Source organism: Pseudoalteromonas sp. AWH4_217, assembly GCF_056161105.1.
This window is the reverse complement of the sequence record NZ_JBSWYM010000006.1, coordinates 287349-309282: the sequence shown is the minus strand read 5'-3', so window position 1 is coordinate 309282 and position 21934 is coordinate 287349. Positions and strand designations below refer to the sequence as shown.

General features: G+C 48.5%; 23 protein-coding genes. 17 read left to right on the top strand and 6 right to left on the bottom strand.

Annotated features, from left to right (window positions below; genetic code table 11):
* Positions 1-28 precede the first annotated feature (28 nt).
* Together ACXAH1_RS09735 and ACXAH1_RS09730 are read left to right on the top strand one after the other, a co-directional pair.
* On the top strand, positions 29-1195 hold the full coding sequence (locus tag ACXAH1_RS09735) for an MFS transporter (RefSeq protein ID WP_475196348.1): 1167 nt from the start codon (positions 29-31) through the stop codon (positions 1193-1195).
* Between the two features lie 23 nt (positions 1196-1218).
* A complete protein-coding gene (locus tag ACXAH1_RS09730) occupies positions 1219-1776 on the top strand; it encodes a GNAT family N-acetyltransferase (RefSeq protein ID WP_475196346.1) in 558 nt (185 codons plus the stop codon).
* 331 nt (positions 1777-2107) lie between these two features.
* Here ACXAH1_RS09730 and ACXAH1_RS09725 read toward each other — a convergent pair whose 3' ends face one another.
* From ACXAH1_RS09725 to ACXAH1_RS09710, 4 genes are all read right to left on the bottom strand, one after another.
* On the bottom strand, positions 2108-2311 hold the full coding sequence (locus ACXAH1_RS09725) for an EF-hand domain-containing protein (RefSeq protein ID WP_253047277.1): 204 nt from the start codon (positions 2309-2311) through the stop codon (positions 2108-2110).
* 82 nt (positions 2312-2393) lie between these two features.
* Positions 2394-2603 carry an EF-hand domain-containing protein gene (locus ACXAH1_RS09720; protein WP_475196345.1) on the bottom strand — a complete coding sequence of 70 codons (210 nt, stop codon included), beginning with the start codon at positions 2601-2603 and terminating at the stop codon, positions 2394-2396.
* Between the two features lie 20 nt (positions 2604-2623).
* Positions 2624-2839 carry a crotonobetainyl-CoA--carnitine CoA-transferase gene (locus ACXAH1_RS09715; protein ID WP_475196344.1) on the bottom strand — a complete coding sequence of 72 codons (216 nt, stop codon included), beginning with the start codon at positions 2837-2839 and terminating at the stop codon, positions 2624-2626.
* A gap of 26 nt (positions 2840-2865) precedes the next feature.
* Positions 2866-3087, bottom strand: a complete 222-nt coding sequence (locus ACXAH1_RS09710; protein ID WP_475196343.1) for an EF-hand domain-containing protein — start codon at positions 3085-3087, stop codon at positions 2866-2868.
* A 300-nt stretch (positions 3088-3387) separates the two neighbouring features.
* Here ACXAH1_RS09710 and ACXAH1_RS09705 point away from each other — a divergent pair, with 300 nt between their 5' ends.
* From ACXAH1_RS09705 to ACXAH1_RS09680, 6 genes are all read left to right on the top strand, one after another.
* Positions 3388-4797 carry a HAMP domain-containing sensor histidine kinase gene (locus ACXAH1_RS09705; RefSeq protein WP_475196341.1) on the top strand — a complete coding sequence of 470 codons (1410 nt, stop codon included), beginning with the start codon at positions 3388-3390 and terminating at the stop codon, positions 4795-4797.
* The gene (locus tag ACXAH1_RS09700) at positions 4794-5333 is read left to right on the top strand and encodes a hypothetical protein (protein WP_475196339.1); all 540 of its coding nucleotides are present in this window, start codon (positions 4794-4796) and stop codon (positions 5331-5333) included. The genes ACXAH1_RS09705 and ACXAH1_RS09700 overlap by 4 nt, the downstream gene beginning before the upstream one ends.
* On the top strand, positions 5333-6685 hold the full coding sequence (locus ACXAH1_RS09695; protein ID WP_475196337.1) for a sigma-54-dependent transcriptional regulator: 1353 nt from the start codon (positions 5333-5335) through the stop codon (positions 6683-6685). The genes ACXAH1_RS09700 and ACXAH1_RS09695 overlap by 1 nt, the downstream gene beginning before the upstream one ends.
* A gap of 170 nt (positions 6686-6855) precedes the next feature.
* A complete protein-coding gene (locus ACXAH1_RS09690) occupies positions 6856-7014 on the top strand; it encodes a hypothetical protein (protein ID WP_171045324.1) in 159 nt (52 codons plus the stop codon).
* Between the two features lie 206 nt (positions 7015-7220).
* Positions 7221-9176, top strand: coding sequence for a methyl-accepting chemotaxis protein (locus ACXAH1_RS09685; RefSeq protein ID WP_475196335.1), 1956 nt, complete (start codon positions 7221-7223; stop codon positions 9174-9176).
* Complete coding sequence (locus tag ACXAH1_RS09680) at positions 9163-9582, top strand: GNAT family N-acetyltransferase (RefSeq protein ID WP_475196334.1); 420 nt, start codon at positions 9163-9165, stop codon at positions 9580-9582. The genes ACXAH1_RS09685 and ACXAH1_RS09680 overlap by 14 nt, the downstream gene beginning before the upstream one ends.
* A 37-nt stretch (positions 9583-9619) precedes the next feature.
* On the opposite strand, the gene ACXAH1_RS09675 is transcribed toward ACXAH1_RS09680, so the two are convergent.
* Positions 9620-10804, bottom strand: a complete 1185-nt coding sequence (locus ACXAH1_RS09675) for a helix-turn-helix domain-containing protein (protein ID WP_475196332.1) — start codon at positions 10802-10804, stop codon at positions 9620-9622.
* A gap of 197 nt (positions 10805-11001) precedes the next feature.
* Between ACXAH1_RS09675 and ACXAH1_RS09670 the strand changes: the two genes are divergently transcribed.
* From ACXAH1_RS09670 to ACXAH1_RS09635, 8 genes are all read left to right on the top strand, one after another.
* Positions 11002-11457 (top strand): DUF6326 family protein, encoded by a 456-nt coding sequence (locus ACXAH1_RS09670; protein WP_475196331.1) that lies wholly within the window; start codon positions 11002-11004, stop codon positions 11455-11457.
* An 80-nt stretch (positions 11458-11537) separates the two neighbouring features.
* Positions 11538-12527, top strand: a complete 990-nt coding sequence (locus ACXAH1_RS09665; protein WP_475196330.1) for a tetratricopeptide repeat protein — start codon at positions 11538-11540, stop codon at positions 12525-12527.
* A gap of 325 nt (positions 12528-12852) precedes the next feature.
* On the top strand, positions 12853-14490 hold the full coding sequence (locus tag ACXAH1_RS09660) for a diacylglycerol kinase family protein (RefSeq protein ID WP_475196328.1): 1638 nt from the start codon (positions 12853-12855) through the stop codon (positions 14488-14490).
* 12 nt (positions 14491-14502) lie between these two features.
* Positions 14503-15888, top strand: a complete 1386-nt coding sequence (locus ACXAH1_RS09655; protein WP_475196327.1) for a sigma-54-dependent transcriptional regulator — start codon at positions 14503-14505, stop codon at positions 15886-15888.
* 13 nt (positions 15889-15901) lie between these two features.
* Entirely contained in the window at positions 15902-16102 is a 201-nt protein-coding gene (locus ACXAH1_RS09650; RefSeq protein WP_475196324.1) for a histidine kinase, read from the top strand.
* A gap of 11 nt (positions 16103-16113) precedes the next feature.
* The gene (locus tag ACXAH1_RS09645; RefSeq protein ID WP_475196322.1) at positions 16114-17622 is read left to right on the top strand and encodes a sensor histidine kinase; all 1509 of its coding nucleotides are present in this window, start codon (positions 16114-16116) and stop codon (positions 17620-17622) included.
* A complete protein-coding gene (locus ACXAH1_RS09640; protein WP_138544164.1) occupies positions 17594-18040 on the top strand; it encodes a response regulator in 447 nt (148 codons plus the stop codon). Before ACXAH1_RS09645 ends, ACXAH1_RS09640 begins: the two co-directional genes overlap by 29 nt.
* A 9-nt stretch (positions 18041-18049) precedes the next feature.
* Positions 18050-19999, top strand: a complete 1950-nt coding sequence (locus tag ACXAH1_RS09635) for a response regulator (protein WP_475196319.1) — start codon at positions 18050-18052, stop codon at positions 19997-19999.
* Positions 20000-20048: 49 nt separating this feature from the next.
* Here the strand turns inward: ACXAH1_RS09635 and ACXAH1_RS09630 are convergent, their stop codons facing one another.
* Positions 20049-20609: a BON domain-containing protein gene (locus ACXAH1_RS09630; protein WP_475196318.1), complete on the bottom strand. Its 561-nt coding sequence runs from the start codon at positions 20607-20609 to the stop codon at positions 20049-20051.
* 250 nt (positions 20610-20859) lie between these two features.
* On the opposite strand from ACXAH1_RS09630, the gene ACXAH1_RS09625 reads away from it, so the two are divergent.
* Positions 20860-21810: a mechanosensitive ion channel family protein gene (locus ACXAH1_RS09625; protein ID WP_475196316.1), complete on the top strand. Its 951-nt coding sequence runs from the start codon at positions 20860-20862 to the stop codon at positions 21808-21810.
* The last annotated feature ends 124 nt before the right edge of the window (positions 21811-21934 follow it).

Here is a 21934-nt window from a genome sequence, read left to right as displayed (position 1 = left end):
GTCTAATCAACCTCAGAATGGAGCGCCAGTGCATCTGTTGACCTACCTTTCAGTATTACTTATGTCCTGCTCGCAGCTGGTCAGTCAGGTCTATATGCCTGTTCTACCCGATATTGCAGATAACCTGTTGCTATCAAACAGTATGAGTCAGGCCATGATAATCAGTTACTTTATTACGCTTGGTGCGTCGCAATTGGTTGTCGGTCCGCTTCGTGATAAATACGGTGATCGGCCATTGTTCATAGCTGGACAAGTGCTCTTGCTGATCGGTACGCTGTTATGTGCCGTAGCACCAGATAGCAGCACCTTTTTAATCGGTCGAATTCTGCAAGGTGCCGGCTCCGCATCGCCTGTGTTGATAAGCCGTACCTTACTGGCCCAGCATCTATCTGGCGCAAAGCTAAAAAGTGCCATGGCGACGGTGGCAATCTCTGCCAGTGTCACAGCCATAGTTGCCCCACTACTGGGTGGCACATTGAGCAGCTGGCTTGGCTGGCAGGGGCTGTCTGTCGTGCTTGCAACTTATTACCTGTTTATTACGGTGTTTGGCCTGAGCCTGCTAAAAGCAAGCAAGCCTCAGTCATTGGCTATAAACCCGCTAAGCCTGCTCCGACACTACCAAAGTATGGTCAGGTGTCAGGTGTTTCTCTCTCTGGCCAGTCTCAAATGGGTACCTACCTTTTTGTATTTAACGCTCCAACTGTATTTGCCGTTCTTGCTTCAGGATCGTTTTGGCTTTACCACCGGTCAGACCGGGCAAGCTATGATGCTACCTATGGTCGGCTTGTTATTGGGCGCGATATTCGCGAAGGTTTTGCAGCGCCACGTGAGTTATCTAAAGATTGTTTTATGGCTTTGGCCGGCATTATTACTCAGTGCGTTGACTTTTGTGCTGGCCAGCGACAGCGCACTTGCCATACTGCTGGCGTATGCCGCTATCATGCTGGTGTTTGGCGGGTATTTTCCCAGCTACATGCACTTAATCGGCTTGCTCCACCCCAATCAGGCGGGTACGGCAAATGCACTGGTCGGGGCCATCGAATTATTGATTTTTTCTGTGGTAGCCTGGCTGGTTAACCAGTGGCTGACGGACAACACACACACTATCGCCCTGTTGATCGTATTGTGCGCCGCACTGTTGTTAATAAGCTGGCAAACCATACGCACTCAGCGGCCTCACTTTGAACACATTTAAGGACGTTATTTTTGGGATCAGTTATGTTCAATAAACTCTACTTTAACACTCCCCGCCTCGAGATCCGCCCGTTACAACAACAAGATCTGCACGCCGTTTACGAGAGCAGACGTAACCCGGATACATCCAGATATATTGGCGAGCCGGCGACACTGGCAGATGCCCAGAGCCGCATTGACCAGGCCAGCGCCCCCTGGCAGGCAAAGGAACATGAACGGCTGCTGCTGGCCATTATCAGACGCGAAGACAATGTTCTGGTTGGCGAGCTCATGTATAAGTTTTTGTGTCACAACGCTAAAACAGCTGAGATCGGATATCGTCTGAACGAGAAATATATCGGCCAGGGCTATGCCTTTGAGGCTGCAAACGCGCTTATAGAGACTGCTTTTGCGCAGTTTGGGCTAAACAAGATCTGTGCATTCTGCGCGGTTGAAAATCAGGCTTCGTGGCGGCTGATGCAAAAACTGGGTATGCAACAGGAGGCGCATTTACGCCAGCACTTCAAATTCAGCCATGGCTATTGTGATGGCTATATGTATGGTCTGCTGCGTAGTGAGTATAAAATGGCAGCAACGGCGTAATACCAATTTCACTAAATACCTGTTCAATTTGACGGAGCAAATATTACGCTAACGGCGTTAAAAATTTCTCATTTAGAACCTTTACCTAAGGTATAAGTTCGCAAATTTTTGCCTCGCCTATATGGATGTAGGTGCCTCAGCGGTAGCAGGACGCGGGAGCGGTGTTATCGACAATATTTTCTCGCCCCAAAATAGAACACTTAATTAAGCAAATTGGTATAAGAAACGAAAAAGGCTCCCTTATCAGGAGCCTTGGCTCATGGAAGGATCCATGAAGACTGTTGCGTAAAAAAATACAAAATTGGGAGTATGCCTGTGTTATATCAGGCAGTTACAGGCGAAACTCCTGCTTAGACAGTTTGCCATCGCCATTGCTGTCGAGTTTATCGAATTCAGAACTCAATTCAGTTGATACTGCCGCTTCCGACTTACTGATAAATCCATCGTCATTTTTGTCGAATGATGAGAATGTGCTTGCGGCATGTGCACCCAGGCTGGCCATCATCAATACTGCTGTGATCATGAGTTTGTTCATACTTAGCTCCTTAGCGTAAGGTTTTAAGGTGTATTAGGTGAATTTGGGAAGTAGCGCGAAACGCGCCACTTAATTTATTCTGTTACTGACGAAATTCCTGCTCGGAAAGCTTACCGTCGCCATTGACGTCAAGCTTGTCGAAGATGACTGTTAACGTTTCTGAACCTGCCGCTTCAGATTTTGAAATAAACCCATCACCATCGGCATCAAAGGATGAAAATGAGCTGCTTGCTGCATGTGCGCCCAGGCTGGCCAGCATCAATACTGTGCTTAACATAAGTTTGTTCATCATAATTTCCTCACTAAATTGGCTTAAAAGTGACTAAACTCTTTGGCGCTCAGCGCACCGTCGCGATTTCTGTCCAGGCGTCTGAATGCCTCAGCTACCTGAGGGACCTGTTTCGCTTCTGACATACTGATCAACCCATCACTGTTGGTGTCCAGTAGTGCAAAATCTACCTCAGAGGCAAACGCAAATGCGCTGGTGAGCATACCGATTGTCAGTGCAAATACATGTTTTAGCTGCATAATAGCTTCTCCTGTGTGAGCATCTGTTAGCTGTTAAAGCCTGAGAATTCACTTCTGCTCAGCTGACCATCGCCGTTGCTATCCAGATCTTTAAACTGTCCCATCAATCTGGGATTGGCTTTTGATTCACTCAGACTGATAGTGCCATCGCCATCTGTGTCATACTTTTCGAAGTCACTGCCTGCAATCGCACCGGTTGCCAGTACAGTCAGACCCAAAGCCGCAATCATTGTCATAGATGTTTTCATGTTACTTTCCTTCTGTTTTTGAATGTTTGCTGTTAATTCAGCTGCCGAGAAACCGCTTGGAGTTTGTTGGCTGCGTTTGACATGACTATTCCAACTTTGGTGCCAATTTAATTTTATTTATTTATTTCATACACTTAGATATTGATGGGTAAAAAAGTTCAGGTGGGATTAAGGCGGTTTGTTGCTAAATGGCAACACTGTTTAACCTGCGTTTTTGGCTCAAGTATAAAAATCAACAAGTTACGTCTGTTGCTATTTGGCAACAGCGAACCAAAAACGCCCATAATAGCAAAGTCATTTATGCAGCAAGCCAGTTCAGGACAGCGCTCTTCCGAGCCACTCCAACAATTTTTTTCTCAGGCACTTTGGAAGCAGGCACTGATGGCACTGTTGCTGGCCCTGATCCCTCTGTTATTGCTTACTCTGTGGTTTATTCAGTCGGTCGCCTACCAGCAGCAACAGGTTCAAAATATTTACTCTAATAATCAGAAAGTTATATCTGAGTTCAATGAGCTACGAAATGCCCTTATGGCGCTCGAAAAAGCCCAGTTGAACAATCAGCTGCTACAAAGTGAAAAATTACAAATTAGCATCAACGAAAACTGGCACAAGCGTAAAAATGCGCTCAAAACACTGCTGATCACACTGGAAAAAAGCGCAGCCGTTGCAAATTGGCAACAGCCCCTGTCACAGGCCCAGGCTCCCGACAGTAAAACCTTGTCAGCCATGGTCGCAGTTCTGGCCAGTGAGTCACAATCGCTACAGCAGGCCCTCGACAAAACGCTCGACGAAGCGTTGGCACAACAAAGTAAGATCCGCCAGCGCTTTTTAATCGGACTGAGTCTATCGTTACCCGTCTTAATTGCACTCAGTATCTGGCTGATCAAACGGATCTCCCGCCAGTTATTTCAGCTGGAGAAGGCCATTGCAGTCGTTGGTGACGGTCAATTTGCTACTCCCATTCGATTATCGGGAAGCCATGAGTTCACACAGTTGGGGGAACGTCTTGAACAGGTTCGCAATGAGCTGACCGCCAGCAAGCAACAAAAAGAGACCTTTTTGCGCCATGTATCGCACGAGTTAAAAACCCCGCTGGCCTCCATCAAAGAAGGCACTGAGTTACTGAATACACCTCACCTGGGGCAGCTCAACGACAAGCAGCGGCGCGTAACCGGCATTCTGAGCTCCTCAGTGACAAAGCTCACTCAACTGGTTGAAGATCTACTCACATTTAGCGCTGCCAGCCATCCGCATAGTCAACAGGCGCGTTGTAGTGCCCAGGCAATCAAAGAGCAGCTTGAGGAGCACTTTGCACAGCGACTACAAGGCACAGGTATTCAAATTGACTGGCGCTTTAACCCCGCGCTCACTCAATTGCCCGAAATGCCTGTCAAACTGGCACTGACACACCTGCTTGGCAATGCCATTCAGTATACCAAGACCCAAATCAGCATAGAGCTGACAGACACGCCAGACCACTGGCAAATCAGTATCCGTGATGATGGACCCGGGCTCGACCCACAAGAAGCCAATCACCTGTTTAAACCCTTTGTCAGAGGCAAACAGAGTGACCCGATTGCAGGCAGCGGACTGGGACTGGCCATTGTCGAGGAATGTGTGAACCAGATTGGTGGCCAGTTAGGGTGGCAAAATACCCACCCGGGCTGTGAATTTAGTTTAACTTTGCCAAAACAAGGAATAAGCAAATGAGAATCCCGTTGTTGAGCTTAGTGCTCGTTGTCAGCCTGAGTGGCTGCCAGCTGAGTCCCAATGCACACAAAAGTAGCTTTATCGGGCCAAGCAAAACGGTAAGTCCGGACTATGCACCACTGACAGTTCTGCTCGAACGTTATTTACAGATATGCCAGCAGGCTTTGCCTGCGAAGCATAACAAATCGGAGCGCTATATCGGTCAGGCTGCTATTGAGACCTTTATGTACGACTACTGCAACACAGTGTCGACTACCAAGCAGTTGCGGGCAATTACCGCCATAGAGCAAAGCCAACCCTGGCCACAGCACTATCAGCTGTGGTTTAGCACGCTTAAACAACAGACACAGGTGCTGCGGGGACAAAAAATCCGCCTGCATCGCAGCAACGCCAAACTAACCCAGATCCAATCACAACTGAGCCAAACCAGTCAGGCACTAATGACGCTCAAACAGGAGCTGGCCGACATAGAGCAGCAAAGACTTCAGGACGCGCCCCTGATTGACCCCCCTCAAGCACCTAAGGAGCAACAATAATGTCTTATGCAGAAATCGATATCACAGGTCCTCTGCCCGCAACACGCAGCACCTCCATTTTGCTGGTAGACGACGACCCGGCCCTGAGCGAGTTGCTGGCAATGCGGCTGGAAAGCCATGGTTTTGAGGTTACACTTGCCAGCAGTGGTCATGCGGCATTGCGACAACTTGCAAATACGTCCATCGATTTGGTGCTCACAGACTTGCGTATGGATAATATGGACGGCCTGGCCCTCAACCAGAAATTACAGGCGAACTACCCGGGCCTGCCCGTGATCATGATGACCGCACATGGTTCCATCCCCGATGCCGTTGATGCAATTCAGCAGGGGATCACCGCCTTTATCACTAAGCCTATCGACAGTGATGAACTGCTTGCAGCCATCAACAAAGCGCTGCCTGAAAAAAGTACGTTACACGCGCCAGATCCAGATAATTTCCACGGTTTGTACCACCAAAGTGCGAGCATGCGCCAGCTGGTGCAACAAATCAAAGCCATCGCCCCCAGTCAGGCCAACATTCTGATCCAAGGAGAAAGCGGTACGGGTAAAGAAGTGACGGCTCGGGCTATTCATCGCGCGAGCAGCCATGCTGAGGGACCATTTATCGCCATAAACTGTGGCGCCCTGCCCGCGCATCTGCTGGAATCTGAATTATTTGGCCATAAGAAAGGGGCGTTTACCGGTGCAATTACAGATAAACAGGGACTGATCCAGGCCGCCGATCAGGGCACATTATTACTGGATGAAATCGGAGATATGCCGCTCGACTTACAAGTCAAATTGCTGAGAGTCTTGCAAGAAAAAACAGTTCGTCCAATCGGTGGGCAACATGAGCAAGCCGTTAATGTTCGGATCCTCTCGGCAAGCCATAAAAATATTGCTCGGGCCGTGAGTGAAGGAGCGTTCAGAGAAGACCTTTATTACCGGCTTAACGTTGTGCAGTTGTCTCTGCCAGCGCTCAAAGATCGTGTTGAGGACATTCCCTTACTCGCCAGCCTGTTCTTAAAGCAACTCAGTAAAGCACCCAAGCGCCTCTCGCCGGATGCTGTCACTGCACTGTTAAACTATGCCTGGCCCGGTAACATCCGCCAGTTACACAATGTGATTGAGTATTGTGTAGCAATGACGCCTGGTACTCATATTCCAGAGGACAGCGTGCTCAATGCCTTGCCAGCACAGGATGACCGCCAGGCGTTTGTCGGCCTCAATGATGCCAAACGGCAGTTTGAGCGAGATTATATACTTAAGGTGCTGGCCTTGTGTCAGCATAATGTGCCGCAAGCCGCTAAACTGGCACAACGAAACCGCTCTGACTTTTATAAGTTAATGAAAAAACACGATATCAAATAGTTTAGTAAAAACATTTGATTAATTATTATACATGCGTTTAAATAGCTATGGAGGACGCAAGGAGCGCCTGTACCATTTGATAATGGATTTGCTTGGATGCTGGTTACACCTGGCAAGCATTCTTAGTCAAGGACAGCATCATTTCTATCACTATTTAACAGGGTTACAGCATGAAAATAAAAGTAAAAAAAACGAGTTTGAAGCGCCTGACGCAGTCTCATTCACTACCACAGCAAGCCACGCCACAGGTTGGCGGTGGTGAAGCAACCGCGTCATTATCTGGCAAAATCTGTGACATGTTTTCGTTGTATCACTATTGCCCCAGATGATCCGCTAGTATCGTCGCATCAAAGTAGAGTTCTGCTTTTAGAGCTCTACATCGATTGCAAAGGGGTCAACCTTTTGCCACTTCTCTCTTGTTCAGCCGCACGAAGTTTGTAATATTAATTCAAAGCCCATAAATTGGGCTAATTCGGAGCAATCTGCTCCGTTCACAACTACACTATTATTACAATAAAAACCGAGGTGGTTGCCCATGAGAATGCGTAAAAAGCTGATTTTAAGCTTTGTAATGACCGTTATCATTCCAATTCTAGCAATATCCATCATGAGTATCTCGCGCACCAAACAAGAGTCACTGGACCGATTCTTAGAGACATCAGTCAACGAGATACGACAAATAGAAAACGCATTTATCATCTTCTTTGACCAGATGAAAAGTAATGCCCGATTCTTAGCACAAAGTAAAACTGTGCAATCCGTCAACAAGGACACAACCACCTATTTTGGTGCAGAGAAAATGATGACGCCGGAGGCCTCAGGCCAGGCAGAAGCAGAAATTTTTGACCTGTACACCACCTTTGGCAAAACTCACCCCGAGTTGCTATTCGTTTATCTGGGCACTCGTGATGGTGGCTTTATTCAGTATCCTGCTGAGCCTTTAGGCAACTATGATCCGCGTAAAAGGCCCTGGTATCAGCAGGTCAGCTCCAATCCATCTCAGGTGGTGATCACTGAGCCTTATCAGGGCGTTACCGGACAGGCAATGGTTTCCGTTGCTACCGGGATCATGAAAAACGGCCAAATGCTCGGCGTTCAGTCGCTGGATGTGACCTTGTCGACACTGACCGATATTGTCAGCAACATTAAACTGGGCAACACCGGCTATTTGTTGTTACTCGACAATCAGGGCACTGTGCTGGCAGACCCCAAAAACGCCGAAAATAACTTTAAAAACATTCGTGATTTGAGTGACGCCCGATATCAGGCTATCCGAAACGCGGGGGATGCACCTTTCATTACACTGGAACACCGGGATAAAACCTTCAACGCCAAGTTTTATCGCTCTGAGGAACTCGGTTGGACCTTTATTGCCATCATTGAAGAAGATGAGATCCTCACCTCGTCTTACAACATGACTTACAGCATCAGCATCATCGCAGTGATAATGCTGGCTTTGTTCGTCGTCATCGCCATTGTGCTGGCCAACAAAATTGTCTACCCCATAGAAATGGTTTCAGATGGCCTCAAGGAAATAGCTCAGGGCGAGGGCAACTTATCTAAACGACTACAGGTGATAGGTAATGATGAGATCAGCGAGCTGGCAACCTGGTTTAATCAGTTTCTAAACTCAATAAATGCGCTGGTTAAGGACATCCAGAACAACGCCAGAACACTCAATGGTGAAGCGCAAACTTCTCAGTCACGGATAAACGACATCCGGGACCAGTGCCGCCATCAGGAAAAAACCTCACAAACCGCCACGGATACCACGCAATCCATGGCGAGTATGGCGATGACGGTCAGTGATAACTGTGGCGATGCACTCAACGAAATTTCGACCACAGAACAACACACTCAAACCGGTAACCAAATGATCCAAAGTACAGTGACTCAAGTGGCTAAGCTCAATGATTCACTTGGCGATTCGGCCACCGCCATGAGCAAGCTCGAAAACGAAAGTAATAACATCACCAACATTTTGGAGGTGATCCGTACCATTGCCGAGCAAACCAACTTACTTGCTTTGAATGCAGCCATTGAAGCCGCTCGTGCCGGCGAACAAGGCCGTGGTTTTGCTGTCGTGGCCGATGAAGTACGAACACTGGCTCAGCGTTCTCATGATGCAACTCAGGACATTGAACAAGTCCTGACTAAACTGATTGAACAAACCCGCAGTGTTTCTGAGCGCATGACCGCCAGTGTTGATGAGTCTAAGCAAGCCATCGAACAGTCGGAGCTGGCTCATCAGGCATTCGACGACATCGCCAGCTCGGTCTCTCGCGTTAAGACCATCATCGCTGATATTTCCCGTCAGGCCAACGCTCAGGGTGAGGCCGCCGAGGAAACTCAGTCTCGTATCCAGGGCGTCAGTCAGTCGGTGCAGCAAGTGGGAGACTCAGCCGATGCTCTGCATGCCGGGGCAACGCAATTAGTTGAACTGGCAAATAACCTTGACCAACTAGTGGATAGATTTGATGTTGACGACTGAAATGGAGATTTCACATACACCACCCGCAGCCACTGAGTTCAGCGCGCTGCGCGCCAGTGTCGGTTGGCAAAACCCACCTTCTGAGCAAGTTGCAGCCAGTATTGCAGCTTCACTGTACTGGGTGCAGTGTCGCAAGGGGCAGCAACTGGTTGCCTGTGGTCGGATAGTTGGCGATGGGCATATGTACTTTTACATTCAGGACGTCATTGTGCACCCGGATCATCAGGGGTGTGGACTAGGCAATATCATTATGGATAACATTGAGCAATACTTATCAACACATTGTCAAAGTGGCGCAACCGCAGCATTGCTGGCGGCACACGGCAAAGAGGCTTTCTACCAGCGCTACGGCTACGCATTGCGCAACGGCGAAACGCTGGGACTGGGAATGTGTAAGTTTTACTAATTAGTCCGCCAGCTCATTACTGAAACATAGAGGCCCATTATTCACTTGCTGCGGCCTGCGCACGTCTATACTCACTCGGCGTCAGTCCCGTTTCCTTTTTAAATGCCTTATAAAATGAAGAGCGGGCGTTAAACCCAACCTCAAGCGCAATATGTAGCACTGAGTCTTTACTAGTCAGTAAACGCGCTTTCGCCGCCTCGATGCGCCAGTGATTCACAAAATCGAAGAAGTTCACATTAAGTGTTTCGTTTAACACCTGAGAAAGGTAGTTGGCTGATACGCCGCTTGCATCGGAAAGCTTTTGTAACGTCAGATCGGCATCCAGATAGAGCTTATCATCCTGCATCGCGGAGGTTACTTTTTTGACTATCCGGGCGGAGCGGTCCTTATCCAGAGCCGATTTATGGTACTTATTGAGTGTGTCTTGGCTACTTGGTCTATCCAGAGCATTCACCCTGTCTATCTCATTATCCAAATCAGGAATAAGCAATGGGGTGGTTTGTTGCATGGCAAAAAAGGTCAGGCTCCAGGTAAGTATCAATGCAGTCAGTATTTCAGCGCCAAGCGTCAACATGGCATGTCCAAACAGGCTGGACAGAAAAGCGCAGCTCAGCGCTAAAACCCAGATACACATGGCCATAAAAATAAGCCGTTTTGTCGCGAATATCCTGGGGTCATCAAGGTTAGAATAGTGGGCTTTTAGTTCAGATCTTAATACCATCAGACGTTTTGTTATTACCACTATGGTCAACCCACATTCAACCAGCCAGGCACATATCAGGGCCAGCATCGCGCCAGCCACTACCACAGCAGGCAACCCCGAGGGTATTTCATCGGTGACAAATAGTGCCTTATGCTGATGTGATGGCAAGATAGAAATGATGCATGCAACCACTATTGCGGGCCATAACAAAACAAACTTTTTTGGATTCAGTTTATATAAAGTCCGGCTTTTTTGTGTGGTGACCCCCTGAATGTACAAACGTAAGGCAGGGCAAAGCACAAAGAGCATAGGAAAACCAATAACCGTATACGCCTGATACCAGTCAGGTAAAACAACCGGCACGATCACATTCAGGGCAAGCATGCCACAGGCACTGAGGAATATCACCAGCGGTATTCGATAAGCGCGTGTTGACTGCTTTATTAACAACACAGGTACGCTCAGGGCAACTTGCCCAATTAGCATCGCCGTAAGTACCATCACAATAGGTTCAGCCACTTCTCTCCCCTGACACTTGAAACAAAGTTATCCATAGTTAAATGTTTTATTTACTTTTAATTTTTCTTTCTTGCAAATCTGTCCGCGCCTTTACGCTAGGACGACGCCTTAGCCCAGAGCAGTTAGTCTGAGTGCTACCTGGATATAACCGGGCAAACCTTTTTACATGGACCCCAATATGAACTAAGGAACCACGTATGACAAACCCAAATTCAACCGCTGGCGAAATACCCGATGGCCGTATTCGCATTAAACTTGCAACGCTTTGGTTGCTGGTGATGCTCAATATGATTTATGCCGATATCCTGGCCTTTGTCTCGGCTTTTATCACGCCTGGCGTAATTGAGACATTGATGAGTGGCTATTCCGGCTCGGTCAAACTATCACAGCCACTGCTACTGATCAGCGCCGTACTCATCGAAATTCCCATTATGATGATTTTTTTATCCCAGTTTCTCGGCTACCGAATAAACCGGTTATGTAACCTTGTGGCCGTCCCGCTCACCTTTGTGTTTGTACTGGGGGGGGTGGAAACCGATCCTTTTTACCTGTTTCTGGCCGCCATTCAACTTAGCTTACTTTTGACCATTGCCTGGACGGCCATCCGTTGGCATGCCCCTGCCGCACACCCAATCGGAAGCCCCGTCAATTAAGTCGCAAACCAGCGCGTTCACTGAGCGACAGGTTAAAAAGTAACACTATTTATTTTAGATACTTAGAAGGAAACATACACATGAATAACACACTACTTATGCCCCTTGCACTGCTTATTTGCAGCACTACAGCCACTGCCAGTATTGAACAGGGACGAGCAGAATTTGAAAAAGGCAATCTACGCCTTGCACAGTCTCTTTTGCTGCAACAACAGACCTCTGATTATCATAAGCCGCTGCTTCTGGCACGTATTGCGCTGAAAAGTGATCAGGATGAAGTCGCGCTGCAACATATAGAAGAAGCACTCGCTCAGCACCCAAACAATCCAGAGCTCTATTTTGCCCATGTTGAAGTGGTCGCCAAAATTGCCGAGCAGGCAAGCATTTTCAGTGTCTCTGGTTATATTAAAAAGCTCAAAGCATCGTTCATCAAAGCTGTGGAATTGGCCCCGGATAATACGGAGTATCGCACTGCACTGATCAAGTTTTATATCAATGCCCCGTCCATGTTTGGTGGTGATGAACAGGCCGCTTTGGCACATATAAACGAATTAGAAAAAATCGCCCCGTTTGAAGCCTTCCTGACACGCTTGCTCTTGCTTGGTAAAACAGGTGAACAAGATGAGTTCGCTCGCTTCATCGCTATCGGACAGAAGCAATATGCTGCAGAGCCCAGATTCTTTTACACCCTGGGTCAGGTATATCGCGAGCTCGACCAGAGCGAAGAAGCATTAAACCAGTTCCGCAAAGCTGCGACCATGAAAACAGCGACTACTCAACAGGAAAAAGCCAGAAACCATTCACTGGTGCTTATTGGTGTACTCAGCAAACAACTAGGTAAACACCATGATGAGGGTGAAGCGGCATTACAGCAGTACCTGGATGAAGCGTCGCACCACTACGATATGCCAGATAAAAGCCAGGTCAAATTCCGACTGGCCGAAATAGCGATAGACCGCAGCAAAACCGCAGTTGCAAAACAGCTTTTGAACGAAGTCATTACCGAAACACTGAGTGAGCGCCTCAAGAAAAAAGCCCGCTCTGCGTTGAAGAAACTGGCCAGAGCATGATGTCATCAACCATCACAGGCTCCATAATGGAGCCTTTTTTCAAACTACAGTAACCCCGATACAAACAGAAACATGGAACCGCTCCCGATTAATATCGCAGGAATCGCGTCTTTGAATGTGTCATATTTGAAATGGAAGTAACATGCGCCAACAGAGGTTATCAGGATAAAAACCGAACCAAGCAATTAATTCATAGCAAGGTCGGTAAATTTTACACACTCTGTAAAACTCTCCTACGCTGAAGTCTGGATAAGCTGTTTTCGTAGCCTGAGGGGCGGAATGAAAATTGAATAGTGTTTATCAGTCTCTCAATTAAGGAGTATTCATGAGCACTGCGCACTACTACCTTATTTTACTGCTGTTCACCCTACTACTAACCACATTGAGTCTGGACAGCTTAGTGCTGTTGCCATCTCTGTGGCTCAGCGCGTCTGTTGCCTGCGTCTACGTAGCCTATGCGCTGGACAGGCCAGAACTGTTTCGTAAACGCACCACCGGGCAAGTGCCATTTTATATCAAAGTATTGCTGCTGCCCTATTTTTTAGGGGCGCAGCTTTATAATGCCTGGCAACGATACCAGGACAGTGTGCCACCTGTACAAGAGGTGAAAGACAATTTGTTTTTGGCTTGTCGTTTGTTTCCCAGCGACATTCCTATGCTGCAATCCAAGCAAGTTGAAGCAATACTGGATGTTACGGCCGAGTTCGACGGTCTGAACTGGTCTGCCGAAGAGCAAGGCTTGTATTATCTCAATATACCCATTTTAGATCATCAAACCCCCAGTGACGCCCAATTGCGACATGCGCTAAGCTGGCTTAGAGTGATGCATCAGCTCAACAAAAAAGTGGTCGTCCACTGTGCGCTGGGGCGCGGTCGCTCGGTGTTTGTCGTTGCCGCCTACCTGATGCTGCAAGACCCGTCCTTGTCCGTGGCTGATGCCATGCAGTTTATCAACAGTAAACGTCAGACAGCACGTTTAAACCGCTATCAGCACCATCGCCTTAAAGCACTGATGCACGATCTGCGCGATACGCCGGGTTCGCGCCTGGATTTGATCATTAATCCCGTTTCTGGCGGCGGAAAATGGCACCTGTACGACAATCAGGTGATTGGCCTGCTGTGTAGCAAGTACACCCTTGTTCTGCATTTTACCGAACAGGACACGGATGTTGCAGCACTGGCCGTTGAGCTAAGCCAAGACGCCGAGCGCCTGATTGCCTGCGGCGGTGATGGCACACTGACCGCCGTTGCTCATGCACTGGTCAACAGTGAATGTAAACTGGGGTTTATTCCGCTTGGGACAGCCAATGCACTGGCACATGTACTGCTGGGGATACGCAGTAAAGTGGATCCAATCAGTAGCGCCTGTGAGGTGCTGTTAAGTGAACATTACATACAAATAGATACCATGACCTGCAACGGCGAAACGGGGCTACTGGTTGCCGCCTTTGGGTTTGAAGCGCAGATGATTGAGCACGCCAGTCGCAGCGAGAAAAACCGCAGTGGCCAGCTGGCCTACATCAGTGGCTTTATTAATGCCGTCTCCGATGGACAAAAGCAGCGCGTGACGTTGCGCATTGATAATCAACCTGCACAAAGCCTGGATATTGCCAGTCTGGCGGTGGCTAACGCAGCCCCCATTACCACAGTGCTGGCGCAAGGCGGTGGTGAACCGGATTATCAGGATGGCTTGCTGGATCTGACGCTGATCCATCATGAACCAGAGTCTGCGTCTCGTGCTCTGAGTGTGGCACAGTTGATCGCAACCGGGATATCTGGCCCTTCTGCAGCACAGGAGAGCGCCGTTTCACACACCCGCTGCCAGCGAGTTGCTTTACACGCAGACTCAAAGCAAATACAGTATAGTATTGATGGTGAAGTAAAAAGTGCCGACAGCCTTAACATTGAAGTGAATCAGGCTTCCTTGTGGATCATGGCCCCAGAGTCGACACGTTCAAGCTAACAAGGATCCCGAATGAAGACCGTTCTGCTGGTTGATGATGACCATGAATTTACGACTATCGCCGCTCGGATCATTGAGTTTATAGGCTGTGACGTATACACCGCTGGCAGTATAGGCGAAGCAAAACAGTGGCTTGCTGATATGCGTTTTGACCATCTGTTTCTCGACTTTATGCTTCCCGATGGCAGTGGTTTACATCTTATAGATCATATACGTAGCCTCAAACTCACGGCACAAATAACCCTGATAACAGGCCATCCTTCGGTTAAGGCGGCACTGGCCAGCATGTGCGATGAGCAAATCAATTACCTGACCAAACCCATAGAAGCCGATGACGTTAAGCGCGTTCTCAACACCAAAACCGCCACTCACCATGCCCAAACGGATCCCTTTGAACGCCATTTTGGCTGCCTGATCGGCCACTCTCCCGCCATGAAAAAACTGGTTACTATGATAGAGCGGGTCGCGAAAACCAATGCCAATGTATTGTTAATGGGAGAAAGTGGTTCAGGTAAAGAAGTGGTTGCTCAGGCCATCCACAACGCCAGTCAGTGCAGCGGTGAGCAGGTGTCGGTGAACTGTGGCGCAATTGCCAAAGATCTGATCGGCAGCGAATTGTTCGGTCATGAAAAAGGGGCTTTTACCGGCGCAATCAACCAAAAGAAAGGCGTATTTGAGCTGGCACAAAATGGCACTTTATTTCTGGATGAAGTCACAGAAATGCCTATTGAAATGCAGCCTAATCTACTCAGGGCACTGGAAACGCAAACCATTACCCGGGTGGGAGGGGCTAAGCCCATTGAAGTCAATTGTCGCGTGGTGTCTGCGACCAATCGAACACTGGCCGAAATCGCGCAAAAGAACGTACTGCGTGAAGACATTTATTTTCGTCTGGCCGTATTCCCCATTGAAATCCCGCCGCTGCGGGCACGTCCTCAGGATATACCGCTGCTGAGTGAGTTTTTTGTCCATCAGCTCAATGATGAATATAAAACACAATATCAACTCACCGAGCAGGCTCATGCTGTACTGACGGCACACAGCTGGCCAGGCAATATTCGAGAGCTGAAACACTGTATTCATCGCGCATTTATTATGGCAGATCCCGATACAACCGCACTAACGATAGACGAGATTGTCAGCTCGCCATTCGCGAGTGCTCAGGCGTCTGACACTCAAGCACCACCTCGGGCGCCTGCCACATCAGCCACAACCCCGTCCGCACCAGTTAAAGTCGGCGAAACCATCGAAGAGGTCGAACGAAAGCTAATTTATCAGACCCTGGATTCGGTCGATGGCAATAAAACTTTGGCCGCAAAAATGCTGGGGATCAGCACCAAAACACTGTACAACCGCCTGAATGCATACGAGCAGTCAACACCCGAAGAAACAAAGTAAAGCGAGGGGAAAGATGACAGACAAATCTGATATCGCAACACTCATTCATGATGCCAGAAAGCCACTCAACCATATTTCTATGCACGCAGAGTTGATTAAGATCCTGAGCCAGAAGCCAGGTTCAGAAGCCGAAATTCAGCAATCAGCCGAGGATATCATTAAAGCCAGCAAGGCGTGTAGCGAATTGCTACAAACCTTGATGATACAAGATTGACAGGAACGACTGTGCACACATTCAATCACTCCCGGTATATACAAAGTATGGTGTGGCTAATCCCGCTGTTGATCCTGGCAGGGGTCATATTAGTGGCCACTTTGGGATTAAAAAACACCGATGAAATCGCCAGAATTCAACGCAGTCTACAAAATACCGGCGAAGTCATGCTTAGGGTCGATCAATTGCACATTGACATTCTTAATGCCGAATCCGGGCAGCGAGGCTATCTTATTTCCCAGCGCGAAAGCGATCTGGCTCCCTATAAAATTGCACTGAAAAAATTTGAACATAGCCTGAGTGAAGCCCAGACAATCCGCTCGGAAAGCCCTCCTCAGCAGCGACGCCTGGAACGTTATATTCAGCATGCCCGGATTAAATTTGAGTCTTTGTCTGCCAGTGTAGCGCTGGCAAGGGACAATGAGCAGCTTGAACCACACAGAATGCTGGACGATGTGCGAAGTACCGGGGTTGACTTACGCACCCTGTACGCCACCATCATGACTGAAGAAACCGAGATCCGAAACCTGTTAATGGCGCGTCTGACGCAGGCACGGGAAACCGCAAAAGACAACCTGATCTGGTTCACGGTGTTAAGCACCCTGATCAGCACCCTGTTTTTAGGGTTTTTAATTAAACACCTGCACAGTGTTCGTCGTTCAAAAGAGCAGCTTGAACGCTACAATGAGCAACTCGAAGACAAAGTGACAGAGCGCACTCAGGCACTGGAGCTTTACGCGGATGAACTGACCCGCAGCAATCGAGAGCTCGAAGACTTTGCGTTTATCGCTTCTCATGACTTACAGGAGCCACTACGGAAAATCCGCGCGTTTTCTGATCGTATCAAGGCTAATTACGAAGCGCAGCTAGATGACAAAGGCAAAGATTACCTGTCCAGAATGGACAACGCTGCCAAGCGGATGTCGGTGTTAATCACCGATCTGCTTTCTTTATCCAGAGTGACGACCAAAGGAAAAGAGTTCGAAGACGTCGCACTGAATCCACTCGTAGAGACTGTGCTGGATGACCTGGAGATCACCATCAGCGACACCAATGCCCGTATTCAGGTTGACCCCTTGCCGACCATTGAAGGCGACCCTGTCCAGCTCCATCAATTATTTTTGAATTTGTTATCCAACGCCATGAAATTCCGTCGCGAGGGCGTGCCGCCAGAGATTGCCATAACCATGAGCAAAACCACTGCCCCCAGCAAGCTACTTGAAGACATTGAATGCGACTGGCTGGAAATTGATCTCACCGACAATGGTATTGGCTTTGCCGCCGAGTATAGCGAAAAAATCTTTACCCCGTTTCAACGCCTGCATACCCGTAAATCTTATGAAGGTACGGGCATTGGTCTTGCCGTATGCCGACGCATAGTCGAACGTCATGGCGGGCAGATCAGCGCACACAGTATTGAAGGCCAGGGCACCACTTTTCGCATCCTGTTGCCTGACCTTGCTTCCACTCTCACATTAAAGGACACCGCCGATGAGCAGCTTATCAACCAGACGCATTAATATTTTGATGGCAGACGACGATGAAGACGATCGTTTGCTGACCCAGGACGCCCTGCAAGAAAGCCGGGTACTGAACAATCTAAATTTTGTGCACGATGGTGTTGAGCTGTTAGCTTATCTGAACAATGAGCCGCCGTTTGAAGATAAAACGGCATATCCCCGGCCCAGCATTATTTTGCTGGATCTCAACATGCCACGAATGGACGGTCGTGAAGCGCTACAAAAGATCAAGGCGGATCCGACACTGCGCTCAATCCCCGTGGTGATCCTCACTACCTCTAAGGAAGAAGAAGACAAACTCAGAGGCTATGATCTCGGTGCCGCGTCGTATATTTCCAAGCCAGTAAACTTCGATGGACTGGTCGAGCTGATGCGTCAACTGGGCAAGTATTGGATTGAAATCGTCGAATTACCCTAGGAGACACAGATGCAAAATGCGCAGGTGGTTAAGCTACTGCTGGTAGAGGATGATGAAGACGACTATGTACTGGCACTGGATTACTTACAACAAGTGCCCAACTATCAGTTTGATGTCACCTGGCTCAGTGAACATGATGAGGTGCTGCAGGCACTGGAATCTGATCAGTTCGACCTCTGCCTGCTTGACCATCAGCTTGGCGGACATACCGGCCTGACCATTCTTGAAGCCGCCAAAGCACTGCCCATCAATACCTCGTTTATGATGCTCACAGGCCAGGCCGACGAGGTGCTGGACGCAGATGCACTGGCACTGGGCGCAGAAGATTTCTTACTTAAGTCTGAGATCAGCAGCCCGCGATTTATCCGCGCGATCCGCTATGCCCTGTCCCGTCGGGAGCTTGAAAGTGAGCGCCTGGAGCGGCTGCGGGCACAGGCCACCAGCCGCGCCAAAGACCGCTTTCTGGCCCACCTGAGCCACGAGTTGCGCACCCCACTAACCTCTATCATGGGCTATACCGATCTGTTGCTAACCCGCAGCGAGCTGGACAATATCAAACCTGAGCTGTCTATCATTCACAATAACAGCCAGCACTTGCTGAACCTGCTTAATGACGTGCTTGATTTGTCGAAAATCAACGCCAACAGCCTGCAGGTTGAGCCCAGTGAGATCTGCCTGGCCTCGTTACTTGCCGATCTGCACAGCCTGTTTTCCATTGCAGCGGATAAAAAGGGCATTCAGTTTGCCATTCACACCAACTCACTCTTACCCGCTTATATCGAGTCTGACGAAAAACGCCTGAAGCAGGTGCTCATCAACCTGGTTTACAACGCCATAAAATTCACGCCAAGAGGACAGGTTTCAATTGAGGTGCGGCCAGCCGCAGAAGGTAAACTTTATTTTGCGATTGAGGATACCGGCATTGGTATTCCACAGGATAAACTAACACACATTTTTAAGCCCTTTGAGCAGGTGCAGGACAGTACCACACGCTCCGAGGAAGGCGCCGGGCTTGGACTGGCCATCAGCTCTGCCCTGATCCGCTTGCTTGGTGGGAATTTACAGGTTGAGTCAAGCGTGGGCAATGGCAGTACCTTCAGCTTTACTATCGAGCCGGGCCAATGTTCCGGCCAGCTTGGCCAGCTGGATCTGCTCGCCACCACTGTAAATCGGCCTTCGTCAAAGATAACGAATTTATCCGGTAAGGTGCTCATCGTTGAAGATTTGCCCGAAATTCGCCAACTGCTGGGGCAATTCATTACAGCCACCGGTGCCCAGGTCTGCTATGCGGAAAATGGCAAAGTAGCTTGTGACTTACTCACTCAAACTGATGCGGATTTTGACCTGGTGTTTATGGACTTGCACATGCCGATATTAAACGGCAAAGACGCCATAGTTAAATTGCGCGCACAGGGCAATAGTACGCCGATTATCTCACTAACAGCCGCAGCCCAGAAAAGTAATCTGGACACCCTTAAAGCCCTCGGCTTTAACGATACCCTGACCAAACCTATTAACGTTACTCAGCTTGAATCCTGTTTACAGGATCATTTGTCCGCACAACCCGCACAAGACACGCTCACCACACAGCCCAGCGACTCAAACGTCAAAAACAAGCGAATTTTATTGGTTGAAGATGACCCGGATGCGCGCAACTTAATGAAGCTCTTGCTGGAGTCATTAGAGTGTGAAGTCGTTGCTGCCGGCAGCTGCACTGAGGGCCTGAGCGAGCTGGACAAACACGCTGATTTTAATGTGATAATGCTGGATTTAAATTTACCCGATGGCTCCGGACTGGCACTGGTTGCAGCAGTTCACAAGCGCCAGAGCCCGGCTAAACTGGTGGTGGTCAGCGGCAGTGAACCCGACCCCGACGCCCTGCTCTCTTACCCGGTCAGCCAGGTGTTACTTAAACCTGTCTCACTCCCCGACCTGACCGCCATTGTACAAAACGCATAAAAAAGGCACGCTAAGCGTGCCTGTAAGTCAACGGAGTAACTGTGTTGCTCTATGAGCGTTCATCAACAACGGTCAGCTTATTGTTGACACGTTTTACATCGTCTGCGTTCGCTGCAATATTTACCACCAGCTGCTTCTCAGCGTCTGACTCAACTTCACCGGTAAGCGTCACGGTTTGATTGTCGACATCAACGTCGATGTCGGTACCGCTGATGTCAGTATCAAATAGCAGACGGGTTTTAATCACCGTCGCGATTTTGGCATCAACAAAGTCAGACTCAGCATCGCCTTTGTCATCTTTATCTTTGTCCTCTGATACCACAGTCAACCGGTTGTCTACCTCTTTTACACCGTCAATACCGATCAACAGCTCAGTTGCCAGTTTTTTATCAACGCTGTGGTCGGCCTTACCTGTGAGGACCACCACGCCGTTTTTCACATCTGTGTTGATGTCGAACGAATTCAGGTTGCCATTGAACAATAAAGTGGCTTCAGCTTTACCGTCTATCCAGGCGTCGCTGGCCTCTTTTTCCCACTGATTGTCAGCAGCGTTAACCGCTGAAGTTGAAAAAGCCGTAGCAAAAGCAAGTGTTAGAATTGTGCGTTTCATAATCATTCTCCTTGTGGATGAGTTCACTTTAACAGGTGCAGCTTGCATGCCAGTTATCTTAACCATTTAAAATCATACAGTTAGATAATTCCCTCTGCCTTTTGCCTGTATCTTTTACATACCGGTGTGGAACTATTTACTGGCAATTTCTACACAGGCCACCGCAAATTTTACTAACCTATTGAAATTAAACATATAGCCCAATGGCACGCTCCCTGCTGCTATCACCAGATACAAATAAGGAGGCGTTATGTCATTTACATTTACCCCACAAGACTTCTGGTCGCTGCTCAATGAAAAGCTCGTGAACTGGGCCGAACTGACAATTAAGAATTTACCCAACCTGGTCATTGCAACACTCATTTTTATTGTGTTTGTGCTCCTGTCTAAATTCCTTGCTCGCTGGCTGCTGACCTTGCTTAAACGCTTGTTTGAGTCAAACCAGATAGCCGGGCTGATTGCGGGGATCTGCCGTATGATCCTGGTTGCGATCGGGTTTTTCTTCGCGCTGGATATTATGGGGCTGTCAAAAGCGGTGGCGTCACTACTTGCCGGTGCTGGCATCATAGGACTGGCAATCGGTTTTGCCTTTCAGGATATGACCGAAAACATGATAGCCGGGGTTGTGATGGGCATTCGCAAACCTTTTCGGGTTGGCGATGTGGTAGAAGCCGGCGACACCTTCGGCACCGTCCGCCGAATTAACCTGCGCAATACTTTAATTGAAAACTTTTATGGTCAGCTGGCCATAGTGCCCAACAAAATCCTGTTTAAAAATGAATTGATCAACTACTCACGCCTGGCCACCCGACGGATAGAAATAGAAGTCGGGATCTCTTATGCCGATGACATTGAGCAGGCCGAATCTGTGATAGTGAAAGCCATCAACGAGCTGGATGGCGTCATAAAACAACACGAAACCGATGTCTATGCCTGCGGGTTTGGCGACAGCTCTGTCAATCTGCTGGTGTGGTTCTGGATTGACTATCCGGGTGAGATTGGCTTTATGCAGATGCGCCACAAAGCCATTATTGCAATCCACAGAACCCTGGAAGAAAACGATATTCTTATTCCCTTTCCTATTCGTACGCTGGATTTTAATGCCAAAGGTGGTGCCAACCTGGAGGACATGCAAATCAATATGCGCCAGCGTGCACACAAACAGCAAGGTGAGAAAGAAGTACCCAGTAGTGAAGCGTAAAAGTTACAGACACAGGGTAAAGCTTGCATCGCCCGTTTAATTCAAGAATCATAAGCCACTGATATTAAAAAAATTTAAAACTGGTACGGGCAATGCATTAGTTTAAGCAACAAACAAACTTAAG